This window comes from Parasphingorhabdus pacifica (assembly GCF_054779195.1).
Genome location: NZ_BAAGYS010000011.1, coordinates 12,339 through 30,893, shown reverse-complemented (window position 1 = coordinate 30,893; position 18,555 = coordinate 12,339). Strand labels below are relative to the sequence as shown.

Below are 18,555 nucleotides of genomic sequence, written 5' to 3'. Positions count from 1 at the left end.
GACCTGCGGCTCATCGGAAACGCCCTGCAGCCGCGGAAGCCTGTCCGGACCACTTACCGTACGAGTGTCACCCGTCACAGCCGTCGCCCCGGACAGCCCCGGGGGCCGGTTTCTGCGAGAGGATCGAATCCGTGAGCACCGCAAAGGAAACTTCGACAGCAGACAGCTTGCGCCGGGCCGTGGTAACCGGGGCGAGCTCGGGCATCGGCGCGGCAACGGCACGGCGACTGGCCGCCGAAGGGTTCCACGTCGTGCTGGGCGCGCGCCGTGCGGACCGCCTGGAGGAGCTGGCGACCGAGATCAACGGCACCGCGGTGCCGCTCGACGTGACGGACCCGGATTCGGTAGCCGCGTTCGTCGAACGAGTGCCCGAATGCCACGTCCTGATCAACAACGCCGGTGGGGCCAAGGGAGTCGCCGCGGTCGCCGAAGCCGACGAGGACGACTGGCGCTGGATGTGGGAGACCAACGTGATGGGCACGTTGCGGATCACCAAGGCCCTGCTGCCGAAGCTGGTGGCGTCGGGCGACGGGCACGTGGTGACGGTGACCTCGGTCGCCGCCGACGAGGCCTACGACAAGGGATCCGGCTACACCTCGGCCAAGCACGCGCAGGCGGCGCTGCACCAGACCCTGCGCGGTGAGCACCTCGGCGAGCCGGTGCGCTTCACCGAAGTCGTTCCCGGCATGGTCGAGACCGAGTTCTCCGAGGTCCGCTTCGGCGGCGACAAGGAACGCGCGGCAACCGTCTACCGTGGACTCACGCCGCTGACCGCCGACGACGTGGCCGACGTGATCGGCTTCACCGTCACCCGGCCCTCCCACGTCAACCTCGATCGGATCGTGCTCAAGCCGCGCGACCAGCACTCCGCGACGCGCGCGCACCGCGAGTAGGGCGATCGCCGGTTTCGCACTCCCCGGCGTTCGAAACCGGCGGGCCTCGTCAGACGGACAGGCTCTGGGACGCCACGCAGAGCCGCACGTCCAGTTCGGCGAGGACGTCGGCGATGGGGCACGCGAAGCCGGTGCGGCCACCGCAGCTGTCCGCCACGAGCAGGCCCACCACCCGGCCATTCGCGTTCACCACGGCCGCACCGGCGTCGCCTCGCCCGCCGAACGGGGAGTTCGGCGAGGGCGCGTCGATGCGCAACTGTTCGCGCAGCACCCGCACCCCCAGGGCTTCCCCGTGATCGACGCGGACGGTCGTGTCGGTGGACGTGACCGTTCCTTCGGTGACCCGGGTACCGTAGCCGCTCTTGCGAACGAGCTCGCCCGGATAGGCCACTGCCTGCCCGGTGACGGGGCCGACACCGGCGATCCGGTACGCGTACTCCACACCGGGGACCAGGCTCACGGCCGCCGCGTCCACCCGACCGGACAGTGCGGCCCTGGCGAGGTCCGCGTACACCCGTCCCCCGTCCGGATCGACCATCCGGTCGCCCACCGACCAGCCGTCGTCGAGGCAGGCGACGTCGAAAGTGGTCAATCCCATCGTCACGACGGCGGGCTCGTTGCCGGCGACGAGTACTCCCAGCGTGCCGATCCGGCGATACCTGCCCGCGGTGGATCCGTCCACTCCGGCCATGTGGACCGGTCGGGACGGAACCACCCCGCTCCCCCCGGTCACCGTGCTGCCGAGTTCGAACCGCTCCTCCAGTGACGCCATCGGCTCGTCGACGCCGCGCTGGAGGTGTCGCAGTTCGGGGGTTTCCTCGACGACGTCGACCGGGATTCCGAGCACGTCGGCCGGTATTACGGCTCCGGACGGCAACTCGCCGACCGGGCGCTTCTCGCCGACCGAGACCACGATGACCTGCTGCCCGGTGGGCCGACCCGATGTCCACTGCTCACCGATGTCTACCGCCGTCACCCCGGGCAGGTCCAACAGCTGGTCCTCGACCGCCCGCTTGATCGGACGGATGACCGCTCGGTCCCGAAGTTCCCTGATGCTCAACATGGTGCCCCTCCACCACCATTAGCACACAGGGTTAAACATTAGTCACTAGGAGTCACTCTTACGGCCGTTCGACCCGCCCTCATTACAGCGAACAGTCCACCAAGACCGGTTCCGGTTCGAGGGACACACCGAACTTCGATCGGACCACCCGCTGGATCTCACCCGCGAGCGCCAACAGGTCCGTCGTCGCGGCCGACCCGCGGTTGGTGAGCGCCAGCGTGTGCTTGGTGGACACGCGCACCCGTTCGCCCGGTCCGGGGTACCCCTTGGGGAATCCCGCGTGCTCGATCAGCCACGCCGCCGAGAGCTTCGTGCGGTCCCCGGCCGGGAACTGCGGAATCCGCACCTCGGAACCGAGCTGGGCGGTGATCCGAGCCAGCACGGGGGGCAGCTCCGGTCCGGCCACCACCGGGTTTGTGAAGAACGACCCGGCACTCCAGGTGTCGTGGTCGGCCGAGTCCAGCACCATGCCCTTGCCCTGCCGCAGTTCGAGAACCGCGTTCCGGACGCGCCGGACATCCGCCCGCTCGCCCGGCTGCACGCCCAGGATCCTGGCCAGTTCGGCGTAGCGGATCGGCACGGACATTCCGCCGTCGTGCAGCACGAAGCGGGCGCGGAGCACCACCGCTGCCTCGCTGTGCTTGAGCATGCTGTTGCGGTAGGTCAGACCGAGGTCCTCCGCTCGGACCGTCCGGATCACGCCGCTGCGGCGATCGAGCAGGTCCACCGAGGCCAGCAACTCGGAGACCTCCACGCCGTACGCCCCGACGTTCTGCACCGGTGTCGCCCCGGCGAGCCCGGGGATGCCCGACAGGCACTCCAGCCCGCCGAGTTCCTGGGCTACCGTGTCGGCGACGACGGCGTCCCAGTCCTCGCCTGCTTCGACGGTCAGTTGCACCAGCCCGTCGCCGATGCTGTCGAACCGGCGCCCCCGAGTGGCGATCCGCACCGCCCGGCCTTCGAACCCCTGGTCGGAGATGACCAGGTTCGATCCGCCACCGAGCAGCAACAGCCGCTGCTCCGAAGCGTCGGCCGAGCGCACCGCGTCGGCCAGCTGATCCGGCTCGTCGGCCACCACCAGGTCGGTGGCCGGACCACCGAGCCGCAGGGTGGTGCACCCGGCGAGCGGGGGCGAGTCGGCGAACGACGCGTCGGGGTCACCCGCTCCGGACGGTTCGGTGCCGGGACCATCAGCCCCGGAGGCGCGCGGGGAACCGGTGCCGGAGGTGCTGGTGCCGGAACGGGTGTCTTCGGCACCGGACGTCGAGGGGTTCACGACTGCCAAAGGTAACCTCCCGTACATGGCACGCCGCATCGAGCACCGCAGCACCTCCGAGTGGCCCGCTTCGCGGGTGCACGGTGCGTTGATCGACATCGACTACCTGCGGGACCGGCTGCGGGATCTCGGCGGCTCCAAAACCGAGCTGGTCGAGCACACGGCCGGTGAGGACAACGTGCACTACCAGCTCCGACAGGGAGTCAGCGCCGAGTCGCTCCCGTCGATCGCCCGCACCGTCGTCGGTGGCGACCTGATGATCGACCGCAGCGAGTCGTGGCGGCGCGAGGAGGACGGTCACTACACCGGGGAGATCGCCGCCGAGGTAGCCGGTGCGCCGTGCTCGATCACCGGCTCGATGTGGTTGCGCGACCTGCTCTCGCCCATCGGGAACGGGGAGACCCAGCAGGTCAGCGAATTCGTGGTGGAAGGCAGCATCCGGGTCAACGTGCCCTTCGTCGGGTCGAAGTTGGAGGACCTGGTCGCCGATCAGGTGCAGAAGCTGTTGGCCTCCGAAGAGCAGTACACCTCCGAGTGGCTGTTCCGGCACCACTGAGGTCGTTCATCCGATGAGTTCCACACCGCGCAAGCGGGCACCGCGGCTGGCCGCCGGCCGAGCTCGTGCCCTGGGCATGCCGACACGCGGAACGACGAACCAGAATCGGCTCCGGCGCGTCGACCGATGGATCGCAGGCACGCCGTGGGTGACCCGTGCGCTGCACCGGGCGGACGATCCTGTGGTGGTCGACCTCGGTTTCGGCGCCTCCCCGGTGACGACCGTGGAGATGGCGTCGCGGTTGCGGCCGGTCCGCGCCGACACGCGCACGTTCGGGCTGGAGATCGACCAGGACCGGGTGGCCGAAGGCAAGCTCGTTGCGGACCCACCCGCGCTGGAGTTCCGGAAGGGCGGCTTCGAACTCGCGGGCCTGGCTCGCGGTGTGAGCGGCGCGCGGGGCCCCACGCTGGTCCGAGCGCTCAACGTGCTCCGCCAGTACAGCGAACCCGAGGCGTGGGAGGCGTGGGGCGAGCTGCGTTCGCGGCTCGCGCCGGACGGCCTGCTGGTCGAGGGCACCTGCGACGAGATCGGCCGCCGCTGCGCCTGGGTGACGCTGGACCGGGAGGGCCCGCGCACGTTCACCCTGGCGTGCCTGCCCGCCGATCTGGAACGGCCCTCCGATTTGGCCGAACGGCTACCGAAGACGTTGATCCACCGGAACATCGAGGGTGAACCGGTGCACGCGATGCTCAGCCGGTTCGACGATTGTTGGGCGAAGGCCGCGCCGATGGCACCGTTCGGACCGCGCGCGCGATGGACGGAAGCCGTGTCCCGGCTGGCCGGAGCGGGTTGGCCGGTGCTGGACCGGCGGCGACGTTGGCGACTCGGCGAGGTGACCCTGGACTGGTCGGCCGTCGCACCTCGATGACGTCGCAGGAGATCGTGCACGAGTTCGATTGGGCGTGGCTCGGCTCTGGAACGAGCCCCCCAGCGGCTCGTAGACTGCGCCGCATGGCGAGCGACTTCCACCATCGGGCTTGGAACGAGCAGGCCGCGGCGTTCCGCGCGGCGGCGGTGCAGGCGGGCGAGAACGCGGAGGTTTCGACCTGCGCCGGCTGGAACGTCGGCAAGCTCGTGCGGCATCTGGGACGCGTGTACGCGATGGCCGACCTCGCGCTGCAGCTCGGCCCCGAGGACGCCGCACCGCGGCCGCCCAGCCCGCCGGAGGAATTCGACGAGGCGCTTTCCTGGTTCGACGCCCGCCACAAGGCACTGCGGGACCAGCTGTCCACCATGGACTCGGCCAAACCGGTCTGGTCGTTCTTCCCCGGGGGAACCCCCGGCTCGTGGCTCCGACGCATGACCCACGAAACCGCGATCCACCGCCTCGACGCCGAGCACGCCCGAACCGGGTTGGCCGCCGAAAGCGTCCACCAGCTGATCTTCGATCCGGAACTGGCCGCCGACGGGGTGGACGAGATGTTGTCGGTACTCGCCGGAGCCCGCGACTGGTCGGGTGATCAGTCGGCGGGGCGGGTCCTGTACCACGCGGCGGACGCGGGACGTACCTGGTTGGTCCAGCTCAGCCCCGGGCTGGCGCCCGAAATCGGCCCACCGCAGGACGCCGCGCTCGGACAGCCGGAGGTCGACGCGACCGTCGCAGGCACCGCCGACGCCGTGTACCGCCACGTGTGGGGTCGTCCGAGCCACGCCGTCGTCACCGGCGAGGCCTCCCTGGCGGGAGCGATCGCCGGTCGCTGAGCCCAAACGGCGACGAACTGCAACAATGACCAGCCGTGTCCCCTTCCGAACGCCGCTACGTGATCAGCTTGGGCTGCCCGGACCGCACCGGGATCGTCGCCCGCGTTGCTTCGTTCCTCGCCGAGTGGGGTGGTTGGATAGTCGAAGCGGCTCACCACACCGACCCGGAGACCGGCTGGTTCTTCACCCGGCAGGAAGTGCGTGCGGACTCCCTCCCCTTCGATGTGGCCGAACTGCGCACCCGGTTCGCGGCCGTGGCCGCCGAACTGGGCGGCCGGACCGAGTGGAAGGTCCGGGACACCGACAGCCGACGCAAAGTGGTGGTTCTCGTCTCCCACGAGGGGCACTGCCTGCACGACCTGCTGGGACGCATCGGCTCGGGTGAACTGGACGTGGACCTGTGCGCGGTGATCGGCAACCACACCCGGCTGCGATCGATCACCGAAGCGCACGGCATCCCGTTCCACTACGTGCCGTTCCCGACCGACGCCCCTGGCAAGAAAGCCGCGTTCGGCGAGGTCCGCGAGCTGGTGGACACCCACGACCCGGACGCCGTGGTGCTCGCCCGCTTCATGCAGGTGCTCCCGCCGGATCTCTGCGAGGCCTGGGCAGGGCGCGCGCTGAACATCCACCACAGCTTCCTGCCGTCGTTCGCCGGGGCGCGCCCCTACCACCAGGCGTACGAGCGCGGGGTCAAACTCGTCGGTGCCACCTGCCACTACGTCACTCCGGACCTCGACGCGGGACCGATCATCGAGCAGGACGTCACGCGCGTCGACCACACCGACACCGTGGCCGACATCGTGCGCCAGGGCAGGGACATCGAGAAGGTCGTGCTCGCCCGCGGACTCCGCGCGCACCTCGAGGATCGGGTCCTCGTCCACGGCAAGCGCACCGTGGTGTTCTGACTCGCGGGGTGTAAAGACCCGCGGGGTTTTCTGCCGGGCGGGGTTTTCTGCCGGGCGGGCACACGCCACCCACCGGCGACGGAAGCTTCCACCGCCACGTTGGGGGTCCCCCACATGCACGGAACCGCATGGGGCGGACGATGATCGTCGGGCAAGCGATCCCCACCCGGAGGAAGTGCCATGACAGCCCAGAAGGTCGCGAAGCGCCGCCCTCCTCAGGAGGTGGAAAGCTCGATCTCGTTGTGGCTGACGGCCGTCGGAGCGGGGATCGCCGAGACGTTGCTGCGCGTCGCGCAGGCGTTCAGCACCCAAGCCGCACCGGGGTCGACCGTGTGGGATGCCGCCGTCCGGATGATGATCTACACGGTCCTCTGGTCGCTGGCACTGCGACTGCGACGCGGAGAACACTGGGTGCGAGTCGCGTTGGCGGTGACGCTGGGTGCGATCGGCACCCTGTGCACGCTCGTTCCGGTGCTGACGTCGATGGCCACCGGCTACTCCACCCTCGACTTCCTCGCCGACTCCGACGGCTGGGAGCTGCTCTTCGCGGTGCTGCGAGCCGGTCAGGTCGTTGCCGCGCTGTTCGCGGTGGCCACGGTCTTCCAGGCCGCGTCCAACCGCTTCTTCCTGCGGGCCCGGGTCAGCGGCCGAGCCCGGAAACGACCTCCGTCCCGGAAAGCCGAGTCAGCAGGTCGCCGGCGGTGAGGATCTTGCTCCGGCGCAAGCCGCTGCCGATCACGAGCGCGGGAGCTTCGGCCACCACCTCGTCGAGCAGGATCGGCCACTCTCCGGGAAGGCCGAACGGGGTGATCCCGCCGTATTCCATGCCCGTGAGGTTCACCGCCTCGTCTACCGGGGCGAAGGACGCCTTCCGGACGTCGAGGCGCCGTTTGACCACTCCGTTCACGTCGATGCGCGTGGTCGCGGGCACCAAGCAGGCCGCGTGGCGGACCTCGCCGGCGCGCTTGCCCGAAACGACGACGCAGTTCGCCGACAACTCCAGCGGCGACCCGTATCGCTCGCAGAACGCGATGGTGTCCGCCACTTCGGGGTCGATCTCGGCGACCCCCACGCGCGCCACCTCCGTCGCGTCCAGCTCGCGCACCGATGTCAGCACCGGTGGAGCGAGCAGCTCGGGGCGTTCCGTCGCGGGTACGACTCGGAGGGTTCCGGCGGCGAGCGACCAGTCGACAGGCATGTCCGAACCATACGAGGCATCGCCCGTTCCCCGCTGTGGGACCCGGCTCCCATCCGACGAGAACACCACCCCGATTCCGGGGCGGTTCCGGCCGTCCGGCGCGGCTCAGCGCAGGAAGCGGGTGAGCTGCCCGCGCAGCTCGTGGCGGTGGGTCAGCATCGGCGCCGAGGAGGGGAAAAGTTCCAGCTCGGCCCATGGAAACGCGGCCGCCACGTCCTCGGCGACCTGGGCGGGGTGCAGCGGATCCTTCGTCGCTCCGAGCACGAGCACTTCCGAGGTGACCGGGGCGAGCGCTCCCGCGTCCGGCACGGCGGCTCGTTCGGGCAGTGTGCGCAGTGCCGTTCCGAGCCGCAGGAGCGCTTCGGCGCGCTGCGCGACGTAATCGCCCACTTCGACACCGGCGGGCACGTCATCGGCGACCAGCTCGCGCAGCAACGCGCCGCCGTCCTCGGCGGCGGCGTCCACCCCGTCGGCGAGTCGTTCCAAGGTCCGCCGCGCGGTGTCGTCCCTGGGCCGATCCAGTGCGGCGGGCAACAGCAGCGCCAACCGTTCGAAGCGGTCGGGATGCTCGGCGGCCAACCGCACGAGCGCACCGGTCCCGAGTGACACGCCGACCGCCCGGCTGGCGCCGACCTCGTCGGCGACCGCCAACACGTCTTCGGCGATCCGCTGGTAGTCCCAGTAGCCAGGTTCGGCATCCGGAGCCCGCCCGTGCCCGGGCAGGGTGACGACCACGCGGGTACCGCGCAATCCGGAAGCGGGAATGCGTGCTTCGGCTTCCGTAGCCCCCAGTCCGTGCACGACGAGCGTGACCGGATCACCGCGACCGTGCGCCGTCCACAGCGGGGCTGTCACCAAGAACTGCCCTTCTGCACCTCGGTGACCTTCGGTCGGACGTCGACGATGTAGACCAGCACCGCAACCAGGCCCGCGATCCAGATGATCGTGTAGGGCCCGCTCCGGAAGAGGATGAGTACCAGTGCACCCGCACCGGTGATCCCCAGCCACGCGGGCTTGGTCAACTTGTCCACGGCGGTGAAGGCGTCGGCACGCTGCAACAGAGCGTGCACGAACGCGTAAATACCCACGGGGATGCCCGCGATCCAGAGGATCATCAGGATCCAAGAAGCCAACAGCACGGATCCACCCTACGTGGCCGATGGGCCCCGGGGCATCAACCCGAGGCCCAGACCTCATCAGTTCTTGGTGTTGTTGTTCGCACCGGACTTCGACTGCTTGCCGTTGCTCCGTGCGGCACCGCTCTGACCGGCCTTGGCATCGGAGGACTTGGCGGTGTCGGCAGACTTGGCGGTGTCGGCAGACTTGGCGGTGTCGGCAGACTTGGCGGTGTCGGCAGACTTGGCGGTGTCGGCAGACTTGGCCGTGCCCTCGGACTCGGTGGTGTCCTCGGACTTGTCGGTTTCCTCGGACTTGTCGGTCGACTTCGCTTCGGAAGCCCGGTTCGCGGCCTTGCGGGTGGCACCGCGGGTCGCGCCAGCCGTCTTCGAGCCGATGTCGACGACCGTCTCGGCCGCGTCTTCGGCGGCTCGCTCCGTCGTCTCGGCTGCATTCTCGCCGAACGTACGGGTGGAGCGGCCTACCTTGCCGAGCACGTCGTCGGCGAGGTCGCGAACCTCCTCGACGGCTTCCTCGACCCGGCCCTGGGCGGAGACGACCTGGTCACGTGCCCGCTGCACACCAGGTTGCGACTGCAGACGCCCGAGCGTGTCCTCACCCCGATCAGCGAGGTACCCGTAGAATTCCCTGGCCTGGCGGGTGTAGGCATCGACCTGCTTGCGCAGCTCCGCCGGGTCCAGCCGGTCGCGCCACTCACCGGGCAACTCACCGGCTCCCGCACGAGCGGAAGACGTCTGTTCGGCCAGCTGGTCGCGCAGCTTGTTCAACCGGTCCAGCACGGTGTTGGCCGCGATGTCACCCGCTCCCAGCGCGGCCAGCAGCGGCGTGCGCGCGACCTCGTTCGCCTGTTGGCGCATTTTGTGCAGTTCGTCGTTGTTCGGCAGCGTTGGCATGGCGATCACTCCTCGGATTGCGATTGGGACGCCTCGCCGTCGGCCGGCCCTGACTCGGGTGTTTCCGCAGAGCCGTCGTGCTCCCGCCGGAAGGAGGCGTAGATGTCCAGCAGCACTTGCTTCTGCCGCTCGCTGAGGTCGGCGTCGGCGGTGACCGCATCGACCACCGGCCCGCCTTCGCGGCGTTCCAGGATCCCCGCCTGCACGTAAAGCGCCTCGGCCGAGATCCGCAGAGCCTGGGCGATCTGCTGCAGGATCTCCGCGCTCGGCTTGCGTAACCCGCGCTCCACCTGACTCAGGTACGGGTTGGACACGCCCGCGCTCTTGGCCAGCTGCCGAACGGAGATCTGGGCGTTGCTGCGTTGCGCCCGGATGTAGCCGCCCAGGTCGCTGACCGCCTGGTTCACGGCCTTGTTGACGGTTTTGTCCACCCGTTCCACGACGACCACCTCCCGGGACAACATCCACGGTAGCCACGCGTGCTAACTATTGCAAGCACTCTGCTTGCACGAAGCGTCCGCCTCACCCGGCCCAGGCACATCAAGAACCCGAGAATCACCGCAATGGCTGATAGCGTCGAACATCTCGACACAGGGGAGGACGGATGGGTCAGCACGAAGCACCCGGCGAGGACCTCCCCCCGGACGTGGACCGCGTGCTGATGCCGAAATCGGTTCGCGATGGACTGATGGCCTCGCTCCGGCGCGTCGACAACGTGATCGCGGCGTCCTTGGCGCCCGCCGACGAGCCCCCGACCGACGTCGAGGTCGAGCTCATGGCCAGGATCAACGACTGGACCGAACACAGCGAGCGGGTGCAGCGGATCCTCCGGCACGTCACGACCGACGAGGACCGCATCGCACACCTGGACTTCCCGGTCGACCTCGATCGGGATGACGGCTGACACCGTTCCGGAAACACCCGCGACCACGCGGCGGACGCCCGGGAACCGGCCACCAGCGGAATCCGCGATGGCCGGCTCCGCACCGGTCACCGTCCACACGTCACGAAGCCGACCGGCCACCGTCCGCACCGGTCACGTTTCGCTTCAGTTGCCTGCGCACATCTTCAGTTGCCTGCGCACATGCAGAACGGGTGGCCTTCCGGATCGGCGTAAACCCGGAAGTCGCTGTCGACCTGGTCGGCGGGCTGCGGCAGCTGCACTGCTCCGGCGGACACCGCACGCTCGTGCCCCTCGTCCAAGGTCGACACCCGCACGTCGACGTGCATCCGCTGCGGACGGTCCTTCTCCGGCCAGGTAGGCGCAATCTGGTCGGGGTCGTGCTGGAACGCAAGCGAGGTGCCGCCGGACGGATCGGCCAGCACCACCCAGTCGTCCTCCGTAGCGGACTCGTCGATCGCCCAACCCAGCAGCCGGCCGTAGAACTCCGCGAGCTCTCGCGGGTTTCGGCTGTCGATCGCGAACGCGGCGAGCCGCAGGGTCCGCGTCTCGGATGTAGTCATCACACGCCCTCTCGTCGGTGGCAGTAGGGCTCGCCGAACACCAGCACCACCGGACGAGACCGCGCCGACCGGCCCCGCCGTGTCGACGCGGTCCGCCCGGACTCGCCGGATCGAGACTTCCGCTGCCGATGCTCCCTCGCCCCAGATTAACCATCAAAACCGTTTAAGCGGTTATCGCTGGTGTTGAAAGTATGCGGACCAGCCAGACCGCACGCAACCCCCTATGCACATACGATGGTGTTGTGAGCAGTAAAGGCGCCGCACCAGCAACGGAACGGCCCGCCGCGAAAGCGGATCTCGACCTCGGTCGCGACATCGACCGCGTGCTGGCCTTCCTCAACACCAGGGACATCGAATACGGCACCGACGTTCTCGACGACCCGGCCGAATGGCGCCGATGGTGCGTCGAGCACGGACTGGCCGAACCACCTGAGGCGAACGCGGTCCGCGAGCTGCGCGATGCCATGCGCGAAGCAGCCAGATGCGACACGTTCCCGGACACGCTCGTCACCCCCGACTGGCCGGTTCACGTCACGCTCGACAACGGTATTCCCGCATTGACCGGGACCGACGCGCTCGGCTCGATCCTGACCTCGGCCGTGCGCGTAGTGCACACCGGTCACTGGGAGCGCATCAAGATCTGTCCGGCCGAGGACTGCCTGATGGCGTTCTACGACCGATCACGCAACCGGTCCCGGACCTGGTGTTCGATGCGCGTGTGCGGGAACCGGGAGAAGGCCCGCGGCTGGCGGGAACGCCACATCGCCAAATAGGCCCCGCACCACCACCCCGGGCTGCGCCGACCCGCCGGCAGACGGCGGGTCAGGTTCTCAGAGCAGCAGCTCGGCGAACGTGTGAATCGCCAGGCCGGCCAGCGCGCCGACCACCGTGCCGTTGATCCGGATGAACTGCAGGTCCCGCCCGACCTGCAGTTCTATCTTGTGCGAGGTCTCCTCGGCGTCCCAGCGCTCGACCGTGTCGGTGATCAGCGTGGTGATCTCCGGGCGGTAGTTCGACACCACGTACACGGCGGTGTCCTCGATCCAACCGTCGAACTTGCCCTGGAGCTCGGTCTCTTCCGCGAGTCGGCGCCCGAGCGAGCGCAACCCGTCACGGACCCGCACGCGCAGCTCGCTCGACGGATCCTCGGCCGCGTCGAGCAGCATCTTCTTCGCGGTCTCCCACGCCGAAGAGACGAGGTTCTGCACCTCGGGGTGTTCCAGGACCTGCTGCTTGATCTGTTCGGTTTTGACGATCGTTTTCGGGTCGTGCTGCAGGTCGTGGGCGAACTCGACGAGGAATCGGTCGACCGCCTTGCGCATCTGGTGTTCCGGGTCGGTCTTGACCGCCCAGGCGAAGGACAGCACCTCGGTGTAGACCTTGTCGGCGACCATCCCGTCGAAGAATTTCGGCGACCACGACGGGGAGCGTTGGCTCACCACTCGCATCACGGTCTCGTGGTTGTCCCGCACCCAGTCGTAGGCGCGGTCGCAGACCAGGTCGACGAGCTTGTGGTGCGACCCGTCCGCGAAGACCTGCCCGAGGATCCGCCCCAGCGGTGGACCCCACTGCTGGTCGAGGACCTTTCGCACCACGGACTGCTCCAGCACCGCCTGGACGTCTTCGTCCCGCAGTACCCGCACCGCCCCGCGCGCCGCGGTCGCGAGTTCCGCCGTGACCCGCTCGGCGTGGCCCTCGTCGTCGAGCCACGTACCGACGCGCTTGCTGACTTCGGCACGGTGCAGCTTGTCCCGCACGACCTGCTCCGACAGGAAGTTCGTGCCCACGAAGTCGCCCAGACTCCTGCCGAGCGTGTTCTTCCGGTTGGGGATGATCGCGGTGTGCGGGATCGGCAGCCCGAGCGGCCGCCGGAACAACGCGGTCACGGCGAACCAATCGGCGAGCGCACCGATCATGCCTGCTTCGGCAGCTGCCCGCACGTACCCGACCCAGGCCGGGGCACCCGCGTTCTCCTGCCACTTTGCGACCACGAAGATCACGACGGCCACCAGCAGCAGTCCGCCTGCCACAGCCTTCATCCGCCGTAGTCCGCGCCGCTTCTCCTCGTCCGCTACCGCTGTCTGCACACGTCGATTGTGTCAGTGTCACCACCCACGAAGTCAGCAGTGTGACCGAAGGTGCAGGTCACCCCGATGCTCGGAAGCCAGAAGGCACGCCGACCAGGCGGGCGGACAGACGGGTGACCAGGAGGCGGTGCCGATACGCGGCCCCGCACGACCGGACCTTCGCGAGGCCGCAGGAGCCGATGAGGTTTGCCGGCCACCCAGGGCGGTCGACTACGCTGCCGTGCCGTGCGAACTCCTGCCCTCACCTCCCGGTTGCGCCCGTTCACTTCGACGATCTTCGCGGAGATCACCGAACTCGCGAGGCGGACCGGCGCCGTCAACCTGGGGCAAGGGTTCCCGGACACCGACGGCCCCGAGGGCATGCTCCGCGTGGCCCAGCAGTCGATCGCCGACGGCCTCAACCAGTACCCGCCGGGGGCAGGCGAACCCGACCTCCGCGCCGCGATCTCCGAGCACCGCCGCGACCGCTACGGCAGCGAGTACGACCCGGACGGGCAGGTGCTCGTCACGGTCGGCGCCACCGAGGCCATGAGCGCGTCGATGCTCGCTCTGGTCGAGCCCGGGGACGAGGTCGTGCTCATCGAGCCGTACTACGACGCCTACCCGGTGGCCGTGTCGATGGCGGGCGGAGTGCGCCGGACGGTCGGGCTCACCCAAGGGGCGGATCAGCGCTTCGAGCTGGATGTGGACGGTCTGCGCGCCGCTGTTGGCCCGCAGACCAGAGCTCTCGTGCTGAACTCCCCGCACAATCCGACCGGTGCCGTGTTCACCGACGACGAGCTCGCGACGATCGCGGAGGTCTGCCGCGAGAACGACGTGATCGCGATCACCGACGAGGTTTACGAACACCTGCTCTTCGACGGTCGGGCGCACACTCCGCTGGCCACGCTTCCCGGCATGGCCGAACGCACGCTGTCGATCTCCAGCGCGGGCAAGAGCTTCAGCGCCACCGGCTGGAAGGTCGGCTGGGTGTGCGGCCCGAGCGAGCTGATCGCGGCCGTGCGCGCGGCCAAGCAGTTCCTCACCTTCGTCGGTGGAGCTCCGTTCCAACCGGCCGTGGCGCACGCGCTGCGACACGAGCAGGAATGGTCCGAGCAGCTCCGCAAGAGCCTGCAACGCAAGCGGGACAAGCTCAGTGACGGGCTGGCCACCGCCGGGTTCGACGTGCTTGCCGGTGAAGGGACGTACTTCGTCTGCGTCGACGTGCGCCCGCTCGGTTTCGAAGACGGCGCCGAGCTGTGCCGTGCACTGCCCGAACGCGCCGGTGTCGCGGCGATCCCGGTTCAGGTCTTCTGCGACAACCCCGAGAAGGCCAGGCACCTGGTGCGCTTCGCGTTCTGCAAGCAGGACGACGTGCTCGACGAGGCGCTCAACCGGCTCAGCAAGCTGCGCTGAGGCCGCGTCGAACACCGCCGGTGCACATCGAGCGAACCTCCCGGCGGCCCTGGAACGTTTGCTCGATCCTGCAGGGCTGTCCGCCCGGGCAGGGCGTCCTGATCCGGCGGGACGGCCCGCCGAGGTGATCGCCCCGGCCGAGCCGTTGCCGGTGAGCCGCGTTGGCGTCAGCGCCCTCCGTAGCCGAGGCACAGAAACCCCCATTCCCCGTGCTCGTCCTGGGCTGACGCCAACGCCTCCGCTGGCGCCAGACCGCAGCGCAGCGCAGCGTGCAACGAGAGCATCACCCGCGCGGTGCGCTTGTCCGGTACCGGCACGACGCTCGCGATCACGGTGGCGGTTCCCCGCCCCAGCAGCACCGAGGTCAGTCCCGTCAACTGATCGCCTCGGCTGATCCTCGATCGGCCCACTTCGCACGCCGAGAGCACCACGAGCGCGGGGCCACGCTTCAGCCCTTCCAGGTCGTACCCGTACGCGGGACCGTTGGCCAGGTCCAAACAGGACAGCAACGGCTGGTCGTCCCGAAACCAGCCATGCGCCGCGATATGCGCGCTCGTAGCACCGTCCACAGTGCGCAGCACCCGCTCGATAGTGGCATCTCCACCGGAAAGCAGACGTCCGCCGTACTCGTCGTGCAGGGTTTCCACCTCCCGTTCGGCGTGCTCCAATCCCGGCCCCGCGACCCAGACGTGTTCGTTGTTCCCGCCCTCCCGCGCATCCGCTCTTCCTCGCAGCCAACAGCGCAACGACGGCGTGACCGTCACACTGCGCCCCCTGCACGACGGCAACGCGGCCCAGGGCAGTGCGTGCAACTGCCCGGTGGGAACCACCACGAGCGGCCGGCCCCGCCGAAGAGCAGCCGACACCGGCGACAACAGTTGCCGCTCGAGAGCGGTGGCAGCGTTCCCGACCTCCTTTTCCAGTGCGGCAACGAACCTCGGAGATCCGCCCTGCGCCTGCCGGGTCATGAAGTGCCGGAGCGCGTCGGCCGAAGCCACCGCATCGGATTCCCTGCCCAATTCGGACACGCTCACCTGTCCATCCACAGCGGACACCGCGTAGAGGAATTCGTCGTGGGTGAAAAGGCTCAGTAGTACCGATTGGCCGAGTTGGTCGATCGTTTCCGCGATGCCCGATCTGGTACGCAGACCACCGGTGGCACCATCGACCAGCATCGCCCGGTGCCGCACCCTCGATTCCAGGGCCGTGATCCGCGATTCCGCGTCTTGTTCCGGAGACCGTTGGTCCGCTCGGCTGCGCAGCACCTCGCCTCGCAGCTCCACCAGCGCCTCCCGCAGTTCCGGATCCGCGGGCGGGTGCAGTGAACGCCGATGCAGCGCGTTGGCCCTTGATCTTTCGGTCCAGCGCAACACCAGCCTGGGATCGCCGGTTTCCAGTGCGGCGCCGACCGCGATCTCCCCCAGTTGGTCCGCCCAGCCGAAGGCCCGCACCCGAAGTTCGTAAGCCGTGATCGACGCCGCGTGTGCTTCGATGGTTCGCAACCCGCCCCGGCACGCCTCGAACACCTTGTCCCGATCGCCCGCGTACCGCGAGAGCAGAGCTTCTGCCAGCCACCCGACGGCCCGCACCGGCGCGGTCGCCGCGTCGGCCTTCCTGGACTCGGACGCCGACCTGAGCAGTTTCTCCGCGAGCCCGCGCATGCCCGCGTGGTGCGCCGCCTGGCCCGCGGTCAACCGCAGTTCCGCCGCAGCAGCAGCCCAGCCGTGCACCGCGCACGTCGCTGCCGCTCGCCGGGACATCATCAGCGCATAGCGGGAGTGTTGCCCTGAGCTGAGCTTGGCCTGCCACATCGTGGCGGAGGCCAACGCCGCCCACGCCGGACGGCGTTGGCTCCGGAACAGCCCGCGCGCCTGCCGAGCCTGGTCGGCCGCCGCGAGTGCGTCACCGTCCCGCAGGACGATTCCCGCCAGGGACAACCGCGTCTCGGCCAATCGGGCCGTTCGACCACTGGCCTGCAGTCGCGAGGCCGCCACCCGCAACGCCTCCCGTGCCTCACCGTCCAGTCCGGCAGCGGCGAGTGCTTCCGCCCGGTCCGCCAGCGTCTCGGGGCAGGCGTCGGTGTCCAGTCCGGCGGCTACCGCCGCGTCGAAGAGCCGCAACGCCCTCGGTAGATCACCGGCACGAAAAGCCACGCACCCCTGGTTGTGCAGGCATGCCGCCGCCCGGTGCTCATAACCGTCCGCGGCGAACGCGCGTTCGGCCGCGCGAAGATCCGCGTCGGCCTCATCCAGCCGGTTGCTGTAGAGATGCGCCAACCCCCGGCCGAGCAGCGCGTTCGCCCGCCAGCGCCGGTCATCGTGTCCGGCCAGTAGGTGCAACGCCTCGGTCAGTTCCGGAACCGCTTCGGCATGATCGTCGGTGCGGACGTGGGCCAATCCGAACAGGCATGCCGCGCGCGCTGCCTCGATACCACTCAGCTGCGACGTGGCCGCGGCCAGCTGCGCACGGCACTCGCTCGCCGACCCGCGCTCGAGTTCGATCCACGCGAGCGTCAACCGCAGCTGCGCTTCCCGTTCAGGTAGCTCGGCACGCCGGGCAGCGGCCAGCCCGAGTCGCACGTGCCGCAACGCCTCGCGGGTCCGACCGAGCTCGACAGCGGCCAGGCAGGCCACGTGCCTGGCCAACGCCAGGAAGTGTGGCTCCTGCCGATCATTCGCCAACCAATCCGCGGCTGCCGCTGCCGCCTCCTCTGGTGCGGAGCTCGCGTGCTCCCGCCACCACAACGCCGACTCGACCACTCGATCCGGCTCCGCGGTCGCGATGGGACCGGCAGCAAGTTCCGGGCGGGTGCCGTGTGACGTCGCCCCGCACTGGTTTTCCGGAGCGGCCGGGTCTTCCGGAGCGGCCGGGACCTCTGTGACGCCGGGGCTCAACAGACGAACCAATCCGCAACCGCCGGCTGCGCACCGGTGGGCTGGAAAACCATGCTCAACGGACCGCTGGGCACGTCGTCCACGGTGAACGCCCCGTGCCTGTCCAACCGCTCGGACTGTTGCCCTCCCGGGGTGCGCAGCACTACTTCACCCGACGGGGCGCCCTGACCGGCACGACTGATCACCATGCCCGCAGCCCGGAACACTCCCGGCACGGTCGGGACCAAGTCGACCTCGAGAATCCGGCCGGGCATCGTGAAGGTGAGCACCCGGGACTCAGTCGTTGCTCGCGCCCTGGTCGCGACCGACGTGTCGGTCGAATCTCCGACCAGCGCCAACGGGACGGCCCCGCTCCAGCCACGGGCGTGCGCGGCGTAAGCCGCTCCCAGCAGGTGGTCCGGTGTCGGGTCGCAGACCTGAAACAGATCACGCAGGACGCGAAGTTCGGATGGCGTGCGAGCGGTCATCCGGCGACCTCCTCGGGAATTCCGACCGTGGCGAGACGTTGCCGCAGCGCGGACAAGCAGCGTCCCTTCTTCGGGCCGATGCTTCCGCGTGGCAGGCCGAGCGCTTCACTCACCTGCGCGTAGCTGGCATCCGGCGCCATCGCCACGACTCGGAGCAGTTGCTGACATCGCAGCGAGAGCTGGGCGAACGCCTGCCAAATCCGCGAGTTCGTCGCCGAACGCAGCGCCGCGTTCTCCGGCCCCTCCACGTGCCCGTTCGAGCCCAGGATCGCCGCGTCCACCCCGACCGGGGCTTCTCGCCGGCGGGCTCGCGCCAGACGCAACGACTCCCTGCGGGCGGTCGTGGCGAGCCAGCCGGGCAGCGCGGCGGGTTCTCGCAGGTTCGCCAGGTTCTCCGCCAACAACAGCCAGGTGGCTTGGTAGACGTCCTCGGCATCGGCCCGGTGCGACGAGTACACCCGCGCCGCTGCCCACACGACTCCGCTGTTGCGGTCCACCAGTTCGCGCCAGGCCATCTCGTCGCCCTGCTGCACCCGTTGCCACAGGAGCGGCGATACACCGACCTCACCGATCTCGTGCACGACCGCACCTCCCCTCTCCCCGCGAAGCTGATCAATCCGTTC

Annotated in this window: 21 protein-coding genes; 9 read left to right on the top strand and 12 right to left on the bottom strand. The window is 69.3% G+C overall.

All coding sequences use genetic code 11. The features are described from left to right. Positions 1 to 131: 131 nt before the first annotated feature. On the top strand, positions 132 to 893 hold the full coding sequence (locus ACYVAN_RS17040; protein ID WP_460960754.1) for an SDR family NAD(P)-dependent oxidoreductase: 762 nt from the start codon (positions 132 to 134) through the stop codon (positions 891 to 893). A gap of 49 nt (positions 894 to 942) precedes the next feature. Here the strand turns inward: ACYVAN_RS17040 and ACYVAN_RS17035 are convergent, their stop codons facing one another. Further along, the gene (locus ACYVAN_RS17035; RefSeq protein ID WP_460960752.1) at positions 943 to 1,956 is read right to left on the bottom strand and encodes a chymotrypsin family serine protease; all 1,014 of its coding nucleotides are present in this window, start codon (positions 1,954 to 1,956) and stop codon (positions 943 to 945) included. Between the two features lie 82 nt (positions 1,957 to 2,038). Next, complete coding sequence (locus tag ACYVAN_RS17030; RefSeq protein ID WP_460960750.1) at positions 2,039 to 3,232, bottom strand: UDP-N-acetylmuramate dehydrogenase; 1,194 nt, start codon at positions 3,230 to 3,232, stop codon at positions 2,039 to 2,041. Between the two features lie 25 nt (positions 3,233 to 3,257). Between ACYVAN_RS17030 and ACYVAN_RS17025 the strand changes: the two genes are divergently transcribed. From ACYVAN_RS17025 to ACYVAN_RS17005, 5 genes are all read left to right on the top strand, one after another. Further along, positions 3,258 to 3,788: a DUF2505 domain-containing protein gene (locus tag ACYVAN_RS17025; RefSeq protein ID WP_460960748.1), complete on the top strand. Its 531-nt coding sequence runs from the start codon at positions 3,258 to 3,260 to the stop codon at positions 3,786 to 3,788. Between the two features lie 13 nt (positions 3,789 to 3,801). After that, positions 3,802 to 4,656 (top strand): hypothetical protein, encoded by an 855-nt coding sequence (locus tag ACYVAN_RS17020; RefSeq protein WP_460960746.1) that lies wholly within the window; start codon positions 3,802 to 3,804, stop codon positions 4,654 to 4,656. An 83-nt stretch (positions 4,657 to 4,739) separates the two neighbouring features. Continuing rightward, positions 4,740 to 5,489 (top strand): maleylpyruvate isomerase family mycothiol-dependent enzyme, encoded by a 750-nt coding sequence (locus ACYVAN_RS17015; protein WP_460960744.1) that lies wholly within the window; start codon positions 4,740 to 4,742, stop codon positions 5,487 to 5,489. Positions 5,490 to 5,524: 35 nt separating this feature from the next. Then, a complete protein-coding gene (gene purU / locus ACYVAN_RS17010) occupies positions 5,525 to 6,397 on the top strand; it encodes a formyltetrahydrofolate deformylase (protein WP_460960742.1) in 873 nt (290 codons plus the stop codon). Between the two features lie 180 nt (positions 6,398 to 6,577). Beyond that, positions 6,578 to 7,102, top strand: coding sequence for a hypothetical protein (locus tag ACYVAN_RS17005; protein WP_460960740.1), 525 nt, complete (start codon positions 6,578 to 6,580; stop codon positions 7,100 to 7,102). On the opposite strand, the gene ACYVAN_RS17000 is transcribed toward ACYVAN_RS17005, so the two are convergent. The 5 genes from ACYVAN_RS17000 to ACYVAN_RS16980 form a co-directional block, all read right to left on the bottom strand. After that, positions 7,038 to 7,595, bottom strand: a complete 558-nt coding sequence (locus ACYVAN_RS17000) for a YbaK/EbsC family protein (RefSeq protein WP_460960738.1) — start codon at positions 7,593 to 7,595, stop codon at positions 7,038 to 7,040. The genes ACYVAN_RS17005 and ACYVAN_RS17000 overlap by 65 nt on opposite strands. A 105-nt stretch (positions 7,596 to 7,700) precedes the next feature. Continuing rightward, positions 7,701 to 8,450 carry an alpha/beta fold hydrolase gene (locus ACYVAN_RS16995; RefSeq protein WP_460960736.1) on the bottom strand — a complete coding sequence of 250 codons (750 nt, stop codon included), beginning with the start codon at positions 8,448 to 8,450 and terminating at the stop codon, positions 7,701 to 7,703. Further along, a complete protein-coding gene (locus ACYVAN_RS16990) occupies positions 8,447 to 8,734 on the bottom strand; it encodes a DUF2516 family protein (protein ID WP_460960735.1) in 288 nt (95 codons plus the stop codon). Before ACYVAN_RS16990 ends, ACYVAN_RS16995 begins: the two co-directional genes overlap by 4 nt. 57 nt (positions 8,735 to 8,791) lie before the next feature. Further along, on the bottom strand, positions 8,792 to 9,625 hold the full coding sequence (locus ACYVAN_RS16985; protein ID WP_460960733.1) for a hypothetical protein: 834 nt from the start codon (positions 9,623 to 9,625) through the stop codon (positions 8,792 to 8,794). A 5-nt stretch (positions 9,626 to 9,630) separates the two neighbouring features. Next, positions 9,631 to 10,065 carry a helix-turn-helix domain-containing protein gene (locus ACYVAN_RS16980; RefSeq protein WP_460960731.1) on the bottom strand — a complete coding sequence of 145 codons (435 nt, stop codon included), beginning with the start codon at positions 10,063 to 10,065 and terminating at the stop codon, positions 9,631 to 9,633. 164 nt (positions 10,066 to 10,229) lie between these two features. On the opposite strand from ACYVAN_RS16980, the gene ACYVAN_RS16975 reads away from it, so the two are divergent. Continuing rightward, a complete protein-coding gene (locus ACYVAN_RS16975) occupies positions 10,230 to 10,529 on the top strand; it encodes a hypothetical protein (protein WP_460960729.1) in 300 nt (99 codons plus the stop codon). A gap of 164 nt (positions 10,530 to 10,693) precedes the next feature. Here ACYVAN_RS16975 and ACYVAN_RS16970 read toward each other — a convergent pair whose 3' ends face one another. Continuing rightward, on the bottom strand, positions 10,694 to 11,089 hold the full coding sequence (locus tag ACYVAN_RS16970; protein ID WP_460960727.1) for a VOC family protein: 396 nt from the start codon (positions 11,087 to 11,089) through the stop codon (positions 10,694 to 10,696). Between the two features lie 242 nt (positions 11,090 to 11,331). On the opposite strand from ACYVAN_RS16970, the gene ACYVAN_RS16965 reads away from it, so the two are divergent. After that, on the top strand, positions 11,332 to 11,862 hold the full coding sequence (locus ACYVAN_RS16965) for a CGNR zinc finger domain-containing protein (protein WP_460960725.1): 531 nt from the start codon (positions 11,332 to 11,334) through the stop codon (positions 11,860 to 11,862). Positions 11,863 to 11,919: 57 nt separating this feature from the next. Here ACYVAN_RS16965 and ACYVAN_RS16960 read toward each other — a convergent pair whose 3' ends face one another. Beyond that, entirely contained in the window at positions 11,920 to 13,176 is a 1,257-nt protein-coding gene (locus ACYVAN_RS16960) for a DUF445 domain-containing protein (RefSeq protein ID WP_460960723.1), read from the bottom strand. 225 nt (positions 13,177 to 13,401) lie between these two features. Between ACYVAN_RS16960 and ACYVAN_RS16955 the strand changes: the two genes are divergently transcribed. Beyond that, on the top strand, positions 13,402 to 14,571 hold the full coding sequence (locus tag ACYVAN_RS16955; RefSeq protein WP_460960721.1) for a pyridoxal phosphate-dependent aminotransferase: 1,170 nt from the start codon (positions 13,402 to 13,404) through the stop codon (positions 14,569 to 14,571). 167 nt (positions 14,572 to 14,738) lie between these two features. On the opposite strand, the gene ACYVAN_RS16950 is transcribed toward ACYVAN_RS16955, so the two are convergent. The 3 genes from ACYVAN_RS16950 to ACYVAN_RS16940 are packed head-to-tail and all read right to left on the bottom strand — an operon-like array spanning position 14,739 to position 18,513. Beyond that, the gene (locus ACYVAN_RS16950; RefSeq protein ID WP_460960720.1) at positions 14,739 to 17,465 is read right to left on the bottom strand and encodes a CHAT domain-containing protein; all 2,727 of its coding nucleotides are present in this window, start codon (positions 17,463 to 17,465) and stop codon (positions 14,739 to 14,741) included. Further along, entirely contained in the window at positions 17,462 to 17,932 is a 471-nt protein-coding gene (locus tag ACYVAN_RS16945) for a hypothetical protein (protein ID WP_460960718.1), read from the bottom strand. Before ACYVAN_RS16945 ends, ACYVAN_RS16950 begins: the two co-directional genes overlap by 4 nt. Further along, positions 17,929 to 18,513 carry an RNA polymerase sigma factor gene (locus tag ACYVAN_RS16940; protein ID WP_460960716.1) on the bottom strand — a complete coding sequence of 195 codons (585 nt, stop codon included), beginning with the start codon at positions 18,511 to 18,513 and terminating at the stop codon, positions 17,929 to 17,931. Before ACYVAN_RS16940 ends, ACYVAN_RS16945 begins: the two co-directional genes overlap by 4 nt. Positions 18,514 to 18,555: the final 42 nt, after the last annotated feature.

Coding starts and splice junctions, on each gene's coding strand:
- ACYVAN_RS17020 (WP_460960746.1), top strand. CDS start 3,802: ATGAGTTCCACACCGCGCAAGCGGGCACCGCGGCTGGCCGCCGGCCGA.
- ACYVAN_RS17000 (WP_460960738.1), bottom strand. CDS start 7,595: ATGCCTGTCGACTGGTCGCTCGCCGCCGGAACCCTCCGAGTCGTACCC.
- ACYVAN_RS16945 (WP_460960718.1), bottom strand. CDS start 17,932: ATGACCGCTCGCACGCCATCCGAACTTCGCGTCCTGCGTGATCTGTTT.
- ACYVAN_RS16975 (WP_460960729.1), top strand. CDS start 10,230: ATGGGTCAGCACGAAGCACCCGGCGAGGACCTCCCCCCGGACGTGGAC.
- ACYVAN_RS16970 (WP_460960727.1), bottom strand. CDS start 11,089: ATGACTACATCCGAGACGCGGACCCTGCGGCTCGCCGCGTTCGCGATC.
- ACYVAN_RS17005 (WP_460960740.1), top strand. CDS start 6,578: ATGACAGCCCAGAAGGTCGCGAAGCGCCGCCCTCCTCAGGAGGTGGAA.
- ACYVAN_RS17025 (WP_460960748.1), top strand. CDS start 3,258: ATGGCACGCCGCATCGAGCACCGCAGCACCTCCGAGTGGCCCGCTTCG.
- ACYVAN_RS17035 (WP_460960752.1), bottom strand. CDS start 1,956: ATGTTGAGCATCAGGGAACTTCGGGACCGAGCGGTCATCCGTCCGATC.
- ACYVAN_RS17015 (WP_460960744.1), top strand. CDS start 4,740: ATGGCGAGCGACTTCCACCATCGGGCTTGGAACGAGCAGGCCGCGGCG.
- ACYVAN_RS16985 (WP_460960733.1), bottom strand. CDS start 9,625: ATGCCAACGCTGCCGAACAACGACGAACTGCACAAAATGCGCCAACAG.